The organism is Methylorubrum podarium, from assembly GCF_022179745.1.
GTDB lineage: Bacteria > Pseudomonadota > Alphaproteobacteria > Rhizobiales > Beijerinckiaceae > Methylobacterium > Methylobacterium podarium.
In genome coordinates this window covers 1-10,370 of the sequence record NZ_BPRD01000008.1, presented here as the reverse complement: position 1 = coordinate 10,370, position 10,370 = coordinate 1, and the positions used below count along the sequence as shown (strand labels likewise).

At 70.3% G+C, this 10,370-nt stretch carries 9 protein-coding genes; 2 read left to right on the top strand and 7 right to left on the bottom strand.

Annotated features, from left to right (window positions below):
* Positions 1 to 1,279 (top strand): sensor histidine kinase (locus tag MFF42_RS00475; RefSeq protein WP_238253544.1); only part of this gene is annotated, 1,279 nt, incomplete at its 5' end.
* 129 nt (positions 1,280 to 1,408) lie between these two features.
* On the top strand, positions 1,409 to 4,075 hold the full coding sequence (locus MFF42_RS00470; RefSeq protein ID WP_003596880.1) for a PAS domain S-box protein: 2,667 nt from the start codon (positions 1,409 to 1,411) through the stop codon (positions 4,073 to 4,075).
* A 16-nt stretch (positions 4,076 to 4,091) separates the two neighbouring features.
* On the opposite strand, the gene MFF42_RS00465 is transcribed toward MFF42_RS00470, so the two are convergent.
* The 7 genes from MFF42_RS00465 to MFF42_RS00435 all read right to left on the bottom strand — a co-directional run bounded on the left by MFF42_RS00465 (position 4,092) and on the right by MFF42_RS00435 (position 10,078).
* Positions 4,092 to 4,865 (bottom strand): phosphatase PAP2 family protein, encoded by a 774-nt coding sequence (locus tag MFF42_RS00465; protein WP_003596879.1) that lies wholly within the window; start codon positions 4,863 to 4,865, stop codon positions 4,092 to 4,094.
* A 298-nt stretch (positions 4,866 to 5,163) separates the two neighbouring features.
* Positions 5,164 to 5,940: a COG4705 family protein gene (locus MFF42_RS00460; RefSeq protein WP_003596877.1), complete on the bottom strand. Its 777-nt coding sequence runs from the start codon at positions 5,938 to 5,940 to the stop codon at positions 5,164 to 5,166.
* Complete coding sequence (locus tag MFF42_RS00455) at positions 5,913 to 6,785, bottom strand: COG4705 family protein (RefSeq protein ID WP_003596874.1); 873 nt, start codon at positions 6,783 to 6,785, stop codon at positions 5,913 to 5,915. Before MFF42_RS00455 ends, MFF42_RS00460 begins: the two co-directional genes overlap by 28 nt.
* Positions 6,782 to 7,189, bottom strand: a complete 408-nt coding sequence (locus tag MFF42_RS00450; protein WP_003596871.1) for a hypothetical protein — start codon at positions 7,187 to 7,189, stop codon at positions 6,782 to 6,784. Before MFF42_RS00450 ends, MFF42_RS00455 begins: the two co-directional genes overlap by 4 nt.
* Before the next feature lie 68 nt (positions 7,190 to 7,257).
* Positions 7,258 to 8,034 carry a COG4705 family protein gene (locus tag MFF42_RS00445; protein ID WP_003596870.1) on the bottom strand — a complete coding sequence of 259 codons (777 nt, stop codon included), beginning with the start codon at positions 8,032 to 8,034 and terminating at the stop codon, positions 7,258 to 7,260.
* Positions 8,035 to 8,126: 92 nt separating this feature from the next.
* Complete coding sequence (locus MFF42_RS00440) at positions 8,127 to 9,422, bottom strand: sensor histidine kinase (RefSeq protein WP_003596867.1); 1,296 nt, start codon at positions 9,420 to 9,422, stop codon at positions 8,127 to 8,129.
* Complete coding sequence (locus MFF42_RS00435) at positions 9,419 to 10,078, bottom strand: response regulator transcription factor (protein ID WP_003596865.1); 660 nt, start codon at positions 10,076 to 10,078, stop codon at positions 9,419 to 9,421. Before MFF42_RS00435 ends, MFF42_RS00440 begins: the two co-directional genes overlap by 4 nt.
* Positions 10,079 to 10,370: the final 292 nt, after the last annotated feature.

Genomic DNA, 10,370 nt, shown 5'->3' with positions numbered 1-10,370 from the left:
GGCGAACCGCGCCTTCTACAACACCTTCAAGGTCGAGCCCGAGGCGACGGTCGGACGGCCGCTGTTCGAGCTCGGCAACGGCCAGTGGGGGATCCCCGAACTGCGCACGCTGCTCGGCGAGATCGTGCCGCGCGACGGGACCGTCGAGGGCTACGAGGTCGGGCACGACTTTCCCGGCATCGGCGTGAAGTGCATGCGCCTCAACGCCCGCAAGGTGTTCAGGGAGGACGGCCACGTTCCATACCTGCTCCTCGCCATCGACGACGTCACGGGCGAGCACGAGGCCCGGGCCGAGGCCGAGCGACAGCGACTTCTCGCCCAGGGCATCGTCGACACGGTTCGAGACCCGCTGGTGGTCCTCGAAGCCGACATGACAGTGGTCAGTGCCAGCCGCTCCTTCCTGCGCATGTTCGGCCTCGACGTTGGGACTGTGGTCGGCACGTCGCTCTACGACCTGTCGCAAGGCCAGTGGCGGGTCGGGCGGCTCCAGGATCTGCTCGGGCGGATCGTGCCCGACGACATGGCCATCGACGGCTTCGAGGTCGAGGACGAGTTCCCGGGACTCGGTCGGCGCATCTTCAAGCTCAACGCCCGCAAGGTCCACCGTCCCGGCAACCATATCACTCGGCTGCTCCTGGTCTTCGAGGACGTGACCGAGGCGCGAATGCTGGAGAGGCACCGCGACCTTCTCGCCGCCGAGCTCGCCCATCGCATCAAGAACAGCCTGCAGATCATCACCTCGTTCGTCTCGTACGAAATCCGCCGGGCGGCCGAACCCTGCGTCGAGGGCTACCGCGCGATGCAGGGCCGCATCGGCGCCGTGGCCGAGCTCTACGACGTGATCTCCCGCTCCTCGACGCTCGGCCCGGTGGCGATGGGGCCATATCTGGAGGGCATCGCCGGAAGCCTGCGTTCCAGCCTGCTCGGCGCCGAGGCCCGCATCGCCGTCGACGTCGAGGCGGAACCGCTGTCCATCGTCGCCGACCAGGCGGTCACGGTCGGGTTGATCGTCAACGAACTCGCCACCAACGCGGTGAAGTACGCGTTTCCGTCCGGAGGGGGCCGCATCCTCCTCGGGTTCAGGCGCCGGGACGGTGAGGCGGTGCTCACGGTCGCCGACGACGGCATCGGGCTGGACGCGACCAGCGGCCCGGGTTCCGGCCTTGGATCCCGGTTCGTCGAGGCGTTCGTCCGCCAGCTCAACGGAACGCTCGCGATGGCAAGCGGCGCGGGCGGGACGACCGTGACGGTAAGGCTGCCGGCCTCCGTCCTGGCGTAGTCCGGTCGGGCGCCTCGCCTTCGGGGTCGCTCGGTTGTGAAAATTTCACCGGGCGACTTGGCGGGTCCGGCGACCGCCGCGCCCGACCCCGCTGCGAATTGTGGCAACGGCTGCTAGAACCGAAGCCTGATGGACGACACGGTCAAGCCACCCCCATACCGCGCGACGCCTGAGCGGCTCCGACGCGACCAAGCCAGGATCGAGGCCGAACTCGCCGGAATTGATGGCGGGACCGACCCGTTCCCCGCTGCCGTGCGGGCAACGCGCATGCCGATGGTCATCACCAATCCGCGCCGGCCGGACAATCCCATCGTCTTCGTCAACGATGCCTTCTGCCGCCTGACCGGTTATGCGCGGGAGGAGATCCTCGGGCGCAATTGCCGCTTCCTGCAGGGCCCTGAGACCGACCCGGAGACAGTCCGCCTGATCCGCGAGGCCATCGTCGCGCCCCGGTCCATCGAGATCGACATCCGCAACCACAAGAAGGACGGAACACCGTTCTGGAACCGGCTGCTGCTGGCGCCGGTCAACGACGCGGGCGGCGATCTCGCATACTTCTTCGCCAGCCAGTTGGACGTGACGGTCGAGCGTGAGCGCCTCGTCGTGCTGGAGGACGAGAACGCGGCGTTGACGGCCGAGCGGCGGGCCAACCTGGAGCGGCTGGCCTTCAGCGAGGAATCCCTGCGGCTCGCGACCGAGGCCGCCGAGGTGGGGACCTGGGACCTCGACCTGACCACCGACGTGCTGACCTGGTCGGATCGTACCAAGGCGATGTTCGGCATCTCGCCGGGCGTGCCCTGCAGCATGGCCGACTTCTATGCCGGGCTGCATCCGGACGACCTGGAGGTGACGAGCGCGGCCTTCGCCTCGGCGCTCGACCCGGCGCGGCGCGCGACCTACGACGTCGAGTACCGCACGGTCGGAAAGGAGGATGGCGTCGTCCGCTGGGTCGCGGCCAAGGGCAAGGGCCTGTTCGACGCGAGAGGAGCGTGCGTCCGGGCGCTCGGCACGGCCATCGACATCACGGCGCGGCGGCGAGCCGAGGAGGTCCGGCAAGCCAACGAGGCAAGGCTGCGCTTCCTCGACGCACTCGGCACGGAGACCGCCGGGAACACAGATGCCGAGGGCATCCTGTCGGTGACGACGCGCATGGTGGCGGGCCATCTGCGTCTCTCGAACTGCGCCTACGCCGACATGGACCCGGACGGGGAAGGCCTGACCATCCGCGGGGATTGGTCGGCGGAGGGCTCGCCGAGCATCGTCGGGCGCTACCGCCTCACCGATTTCGGCACGCTGGCCGCGACCTGCCTTCGTTCGGGCGAGTTGCTCGTCGTCGGCGACGTCCGGTCTGAACTGCCGGCTGCGGACGCTGCCTCCTTCCAGGCCGTTGGTGTCGCGGCGGTAGCCTGCATGCCCCTGGTCAAGGACGGGCGCCTGACGGCCATGATGGCCATCCACGACCGGGTGGCGCGGGCTTGGTCGGGCGACGACCTTGCGGTTCTCCGCGAGGTGACGGAGCGCTGCTGGGCGCATATCGAGCGCGTGCGCGCCGACGCCGCCCTGCGCGAGGCGGCGGGGCAGCTCGCGGCCCTGAACGCGACGCTTGAGCAGCGGGTCGAGGAGCGCACCGCCCGCCTGGGCGAGGCGGAGGCGGCGCTCCGGCAGTCGCAGAAGCTGGAGGCGGTCGGCCAGCTGACCGGGGGCGTGGCCCACGACTTCAACAACCTCCTGACCATCATCCGGTCCTCTGTCGACTTCCTGCGGCGACCCGACCTGCCGGACGACAGGCGAAGGCGCTACATGGACGCGGTCTCGGACACGGTGGAGCGCGCCACCAAGCTGACCGGGCAACTCCTGGCCTTCGCCCGAAGGCAGGCGCTCAAGCCCGAGGTGTTCGAGGCCGGCGCCCGTCTGAAAAGCGTGGCCGACATGCTCGACACGGTGACCGGTTCGCGCATCCGCGTGCTGACCGAGTTGCCCGAGCGTCCCTGTCACGTCCTGGCCGACGTGAGCCAGTTCGAGACGGCCGTCATCAACATGGCGGTGAATGCCCGCGACGCTATGGACGGCGAGGGCACGCTGACGCTGCGGCTGTCCTGCTCGCAGGGGATGCCTTCGATCCGCGGTCACGGCGGCAGCCCGGCGCCGTTCGCGGCGGTCTCGCTGTCGGACACGGGCACGGGCATCGCCCCGGAGCTCCTCGGACGCATCTTCGAGCCGTTCTACACCACGAAGGAAGTCGGCAAGGGAACGGGGTTGGGCCTGAGCCAGGTGTTCGGCTTCGCCAAGCAATCGGGCGGCGACGTGAACGTGGAGAGCGCTCCGGGGCGTGGGACCACGTTCACGCTGTACCTGCCCGAGATCGAGGCCGCCCCGGAGCCGGGCAGACATGAAACGGGAGACGAGGCCACCTCGTCCGGAGCCGGGCGGCGCGTGCTGGTCGTGGAGGACAACGTCGAGGTCGGGCGATTCGCCACGCAGATCCTCCAGGACTTGGGCTTCGCGACGGACTGGGCGGCGAACGCCGAGGAGGCCCTCGACCGGCTCGGCCCGGATGGCGCCGGCTTCCACGTCGTGTTCTCGGACGTGGTCATGCCCGGCATGGGCGGCCTCGCCATGGCCAAGCTGTTGCGCGGGCGGCTCCCCGGCCTGCCGGTCGTCCTGGCGTCCGGCTACAGCGATGCGCTGGCCCAGGGAGGTGGTGACGGCTTCGAGCTGCTGCACAAGCCCTACGCCGCCGACCAACTCGGGCGCACCCTGAACCGGGTGATCCGGCAGCACGGCCGAGCCATTTGAGCGCCGTAAGGCGACGCTAACGCAAGGTCCGAACGGACAGCTTCGAATCCGCATGAGCCGTACGGTCGGGCTCACCGGCCGCCCCCGACGCTTCGACCTGGCCGCGCCGCTGGAGGCGCAGCGCCACGATCCAGCACAGCACCGCCCAGGCCGACCCGACGCACCAGCCCGCCAACACGTCGGTCGCGTAGTGGACGCCGATGTAGACGCGGCTCAGCCCCACGACGACGGTGAGGAAGACGGCGAGCCCCATGAAGTACGCCTTCAGCCGTGCGCCCGCTGCGACCCTCGTCATGATCGCCCCCAGCGTCAGGAAGGTCACCGCAGAGAGCATGGCGTGGCTGCTGGGAAAGCTGGCTGTGAACACTTGGATGCCGCCGGGAATGTCGGGACGAGGGCGGTTGAAGAGCAGCTTCAGGCCGAAGCTGATGACCGTGCCGCCCAGCATCGAGCCCACCACCAGGAGGGCAGTCCCACGCCTGCGGACCAGGAGCAGGTACCCCACGGTCGCAGCCAGCAGGAAGCACAGGACGACCATGCTCCCAAGGGAGGTCACGTCGCGCGCCATCTCATGCACCCAGGCCGGCCCGATTGGGCCGGCGGCGCCGAGTGGACGGAAGAAGCGCGCGACCCGGGTGTCGAACGCCATGGTATCACCCTCCATCACCTCGCCGGCGAGGAGGCCGAACGCGAGGAGGAGTGCGGCGACGCAGAACAGCGTCGCCACGAGGCCGAGCTCCCGTTTCCCGAGGCGCGTCACGGCTGCTGCCCAGGCACCCAATTCGTTCATCCGCCTCGCCTCCCGGCCGGACCTCGGTACGCCGCCCCAGGTCTGACGCGCGTCGCCCGTGGGGCGAGGCGGCCAGACCGGGGATGCAAGGATCGTCGATGGACCGCGGCCCTGACCCACGGCGACTGCTTCTGGCCCGGCCTCGGGATGCGCGCGGCCGCCGTCCCCGGGCCGCCGGCATCCGTGCGAACTCCACGGATCGGGGGCAGGTCGCGCGCACGGCCCCGTGGACGAAGTCGCCGCGGCGCCGGACAAGGGCGGGGCCCCGGCGCGTCGCCATGCGGTGTCGACCGCAGGTTCATGACGCCGTCGCGTCCGCGCCCGGATGACGGCCGGCCCGCTGCGGTAGCAGGACGATGAGCGCCACGATGAAGGCCGCGATCACGGCGGAAGCGAGCGGCCGGCTCAGGTTCAGCCCGCCGTTGGCGACCGGCTTGTCGAGGAAATCGCCCACCGTGGCCCCGAGCGGGCGGGTCAGGATGAACGCCGCCCAGAAGAGCGTGACCCGTGAAACGGAGGTCCGGTAGTACAGGGCGATGACGACCGCGAGCGCCGCCGCGAAGACGAGGGCGCCACCCTCGTAGCCGAGGCCGCCGGTGTCCGCGAGCCAGTCGCCGAGCGCGGTGCCCAACGTCTGCGAGAAGGTGATCGCCCCCCAATAGAACGCCTCGACCCGCGGGGTCGAAACCGTGTCCACCGACACGGTGCCCTCGGTCGCGTACCAAAGCCCGAGCACGGCCGCGAGGCAGGCGAGTAGCAGGGTCGACCCGCCGGTGTATCCGATGCCGAGCGAGCGGTCGGCGAAGTCCGCCATCGTCGTACCGAAGGTGGTCGAGGCGACGATCGTGGACCAGTACAGGACCGGGTGGAACCGCTTCGATATGATCTGGGCGACCACGAGCGCGACCAGCAGCACGGCGAACAGGGCGGTGCCGGCGAGGTAACCCCAGTTGAGGGTCATGGTGACGGTGTCGCCGCCGGTCTCCCCGAGCGTCGTGGCCAGGATCTTGATGATCCAGAAGCCCAGCGTGACCTCGGGTACCTTGCTCAGGGCGCGTTCGTAACGGTCGTCCATCGGACCTGCTCCTTCTTCGAGAAAAACCTCACGGCGCGTCGGCGCAGGCCGCCCGGCGACCGGCACGCTGCGGGATGAGGAGGACGAGCCCCGGCCATGACGAGCGCGAGCACGCCGGAGATCGTGATGTCGTCGATGCCCAGGCCGCCGGAAGCGACCGGCTTGTCGAGCGAGTTGGCGAGGGTGGCGCCGAGCGGCCGCGTCAGGACGAACGCCGTCCAGAACAGCATGGGCCTGGAAACACGCGTTCGCAGATGGAGGGCCGTGACCACGGCCAGCGCGACGAGGATGAGGAGCGCGCTCCCGTTGTACCCGAGCCCGCTGCTGTCAGCCATCCAGTCGCCCAACGCGGTGCCGAGCGTCTGGGAGAACATGACCGTGGCCCAGTAGAAACCTTCGGCCCGCGGGGACCGCACCGTCTCCACGGCGACCGTGCCGAGCGTGCGCTTCCACAGGATCAGGGTCGCGACGACCGATCCGAGCAGCACCAGGGACCCGCCCGCGTAGCCGATGCCGAGGGACCTGTCGCAGAAGTCGGCGAGGGTCGTGCCTGCGAGCGTCGTCGCGGTGACCACGGCCCAGTACAGGATCGGATGGAAGCGGTCCGCCCGGACCTGTGCGGCCAGCAGCACCGCCAGGGCGGCCCCGAAGATCGCCGTGCCGGCGAGATAGCCGAGGCCGAGCGTCAACGTGACGGCGTTCCCGCCGACCTCGCCCAGGGTCGTGGCCACGATCTTGATGGCCCAGAACCCGGCGGTGGCTTCAGGCACCTTGGCGGGTTCGACGTGTCCGGGTCGCTCGGTCGGTTGCATCGGGCTGCCGTGGGAAAGCGAGGGCTGGCTCACGCGGTGTGGGTCTGGTCGATGATGGCGAGCAGGTCGTCGACCGCGCGACGGCAGGCGGCCGGATCGGGGTTCGACGCCCGCAGCGCGTCGAGGGCGCGGTCGATGGCCTTGTCCACGACGTGCCAGTCGGCGGCGGCTCGCGGCTTCAGGCCGGCCTCGGACGCGTCCCAGGACAATTCCAGGTCCTTGATGCGCGTCTTGGCGGCGGCGAGGTCGCCCCGGTCGGTCATCGCCTTCACGTCGACGACGATGGTCCGGAACTTGGAGAGGTCGCCAAGCTTCGAGGCCGCCATCGCCTTGGGCGTCGCTCCGACGGCGGCGTCCTGCATCGCCAGCAGGCCCAGGGGGGCGGCCGTGGCACCGATGACCGTCGCGGCGATGGCGGCGAGGAGGATGTTTCGCATGGTCGTTCGCTCCGTGTCGTGCGGCGTTGGAAGGACTGGAGGATGGGGATGCGGGAGGCGGCGGACGGTCAGGCCCGCCGCTGTCCGGCCGGCTCGCCAGGGCGTCCGGAGACGAGGCTCAGGGACGTCACCAGGGCGACGATGACGGAGAAGAAGGCGAGGCTGGTGGAGGCCGTGCCGAAGCCGAGGCCGCCGTATTCCCGTGCCTGCGACAGCAGATCGCCCAGCGATGCGCCGAGGGGGCGCGTGACGATGTAGGCGAGCCAGAAGGTCGTCACCGGGTTCGCGCCGAGGCGCCAGGCGAGGGCGAGGGCGGCCAGGATCGTGCCGAAGATGACGACGCCGAGATTGAAGCCGAGCCCCAGCGCCTCGGTAGCCAGGTCGCCCGCGGCCGTGCCGAGCGCGAAGGTCAGGAGGATGGCGAGCCAGTAGAACGCCTCGCGGCGCCGGGTCACGATGGCGTGGATCGAGAGCGTCCGCTCGGTCGCGTACCAGAGGGCGAACACGGCGGCGAGGGCGGCCGCGAACACGCCGGTGCTGACGAAGAGGCTCACGCCGAGCTTGTCGGTCAGGATGTCGGTGACCTGCGTGCCGACCACGCTGACGAGGACGACGGTCGACCAATAGGTCCAGGGCACGTAGCGCCGCTCGCGCACCTGCAGGGCGAGGACGGCCGCGAGGAGGCCGGCCGTGAGGGTGGCGGTGACGGCGGCACCCAGGCCGACGTTCACCGCGAGGTAGTCCGCGCCGGTCTCGCCGACGGTCGTGGACAGGATCTTGATGACCCAGAAGGCCGCGGTGACCTCCGGTACCTTGTTCAAGACCTGGCGCTGGATCTCGCTCATCCCCGTCTCCCGTCCGTCATGGTCGGGCACGGTGATAGCGAGCCAGAATGAGGGCAGAATGAGCTTCGTCCGGAGGAGCCGCAGGCTCGGCCTCAGGCCGGCAGTCTGACGGTTGCGAGGGTCCCCTGCCCGTCACGTCGGTTTTCGACCGTCAGGCCGAGGTCGTTGCGCTCCGCGATGCGGCGGGCGATGGCGAGCCCGAGCCCTGTGCCTTCGACTTCCGGTGGCGCGGCCCGGAAGAAGCGGTCGAACAGGCGGCCCTCGCTTCCCGGCGGCAGCCCGCAGCCGGTGTCCCGAACCGTGACGACGCACGCACCGTTCCGGTTCAGCAGACGGACGTCGACCTGGCCTCCCGACGGCGTGTAGCGCAGGGCGTTGTCGACCAGGTTGGCGAACAGGACGCGGACCTCGTCCTCCGACGCGTGAAGCGTCGCGGGTGTCTCGATATGCACGCCCAGGTCGATGTCCTTGCGCTCGGCGAGCACGACGTGGTCGGCGACGCAGTCGAGCAGGAGCTGGCCGAGGTCGACGGATGCAGGACGGGCCTCGGCACCGTCGTCGAGCCGGGCGAGACGGAGCAGTTGATCCACCAGCCGGTTCGCCCTCCGGAGGCCGTCCGCCAGCGCCATACGCCGCGCGTCGCCCCCGCCACCGGCAGGCCCGCCGAGGGAGTCGAGTTGGATCTGCATCGCGGCAAGCGGCGTACGCAGTTCGTGCGCCGCGTCGGCCACGAACCGCTTCTGGGCGGCCAGAGCGGCCTGCAGGCGAAGGATGAGCCCGTTCATGGCCTCGACGAGGGGCGCCACCTCCGTCGGCACGCCGCGCGTCGGCAAGGGGCCTTGGGCGGCGGCGCCGCGCCCGGCGAGGTCATGCACCAAGCCGTCGAGCCGCCCGAGCGCCCGGTTCATCGCCCAGCCGACGACGATCCACGACAGCGGGACGAGGAGCAGCAGCGGGGCCACGGCGCCGAGCGCCGCATTGCGTGCGAACTCCGCCCTCACGACGTCGCGCTGGGCGACCCGGACCGTCGTGGTGCCGTTGGCGGTCGTGTAGGTGCGCCAGAGCTCGCCGCCCATGACGACGTTCGCGTATCCCGTGCGGCCGGGGTGGCGGACGTCGACGCCGCGGTCGTCGCGCAGGACCTGCCCGTCCTTCCAGATGGTGACGGCGAGTTGGTCCTCCGGGTCCTGGTCGGCGGCGGGCGGCGCGTCCGCGTCCGGGAGCCCGGGACCGGCGTTGAGGGCGACCTGCCGCAACTGCCCGTCGAGGAAATCGGCCGCCTCGATCCGCGCGAGGGCATAGGCCGCGACCATCGCGGCCAAGCCGATTCCGGCGAGCAGGGCGGTCATCCAGCCGAGCGTCGTGCGGCGCAAGGAGGCGGCCCTCATGGCTTGGGCACCATCCAGCCTGCGCCGCGGACGTTGAGGATCACGCCCTTGCCGACCTTGCGGCGGACCGTGAGGATCAGGGCGTCCACCGCGTTGCTCTCGACCTCCTCGCCCCACCCGTAGATGCGTTCCTCGATCTGCGCCCGAGAGAGGATGCGCCCCGGTCGCTCCATGAGCGCGTGCATGAGGGCGTATTCGCGCGCCGACAGGACCGCGACGGTTCCGGCGTGGGATAGCACATGGCTCTCCGTGTCGAGTTCGGTCTCGGCGGCCACGAGCCGCGCGGTCGCCCGCCCGGCCCGGCGCCGCAGGATCGCCCGCATCCGGGCGAGCAGCTCGCGCATCTCGAACGGCTTGACCAGGTAGTCGTCGGCCCCGAGGTCGAGGCCGGCGACGCGGCTGTCGAGTCCGTCCCGCGCCGTGATGATGAGCACCGACATGTCGTTGCCCGCCGTCCGCGCGGACCTGAGAACCTGCAGGCCGTCGGCGCCCGGCAGGCCGAGGTCCAGCAGGACCAATGCGTGGCCGCCGACCCGCAGCGCCGTTTCGGCCATGGGGCCGTCGCGTACCCAATCGACGGAGTAGCCTTCGGCGGCAAGGCCGTGCGACAACCCTTCGCCGATCATGCGGTCGTCCTCGATCAGCAGCACGCGCATGGGTCGCCTTGTTCGGGTCGGAGCATTCATGGCGCGGTGCTGGCCGTGACCGCTCGCAAGCCGGAGCCGGAACTGAGCCGCGCCACGGACCGGTCCTAGCCTGCAGCCGAGACAACAGCGACGTGAGAAGTCGCTTACCCTAAAGGCGTAAGCATTCCTTTGGACTTGAGGAAAGCAGCCCTGGATCGGCGCCTCGGAGGCGGTGTCGGGTTTCGGGAGATTTCCGGCCACGTGCCGACGTCTGCGTCCGACCTGCCGCCACTGGGCATATGGCGAGCCGTCATGACGGCTC

Bases quoted from the DNA above. Each gene is read 5' to 3' on its own strand.
- MFF42_RS00470 (WP_003596880.1), top strand. From the start codon at position 1,409: ATGGACGACACGGTCAAGCCACCCCCATACCGCGCGACGCCTGAGCGG.
- MFF42_RS00465 (WP_003596879.1), bottom strand. From the start codon at position 4,865: ATGAACGAATTGGGTGCCTGGGCAGCAGCCGTGACGCGCCTCGGGAAA.
- MFF42_RS00460 (WP_003596877.1), bottom strand. From the start codon at position 5,940: ATGGACGACCGTTACGAACGCGCCCTGAGCAAGGTACCCGAGGTCACG.
- MFF42_RS00450 (WP_003596871.1), bottom strand. From the start codon at position 7,189: ATGCGAAACATCCTCCTCGCCGCCATCGCCGCGACGGTCATCGGTGCC.
- MFF42_RS00445 (WP_003596870.1), bottom strand. From the start codon at position 8,034: ATGAGCGAGATCCAGCGCCAGGTCTTGAACAAGGTACCGGAGGTCACC.
- MFF42_RS00440 (WP_003596867.1), bottom strand. From the start codon at position 9,422: ATGAGGGCCGCCTCCTTGCGCCGCACGACGCTCGGCTGGATGACCGCC.
- MFF42_RS00435 (WP_003596865.1), bottom strand. From the start codon at position 10,078: ATGCGCGTGCTGCTGATCGAGGACGACCGCATGATCGGCGAAGGGTTG.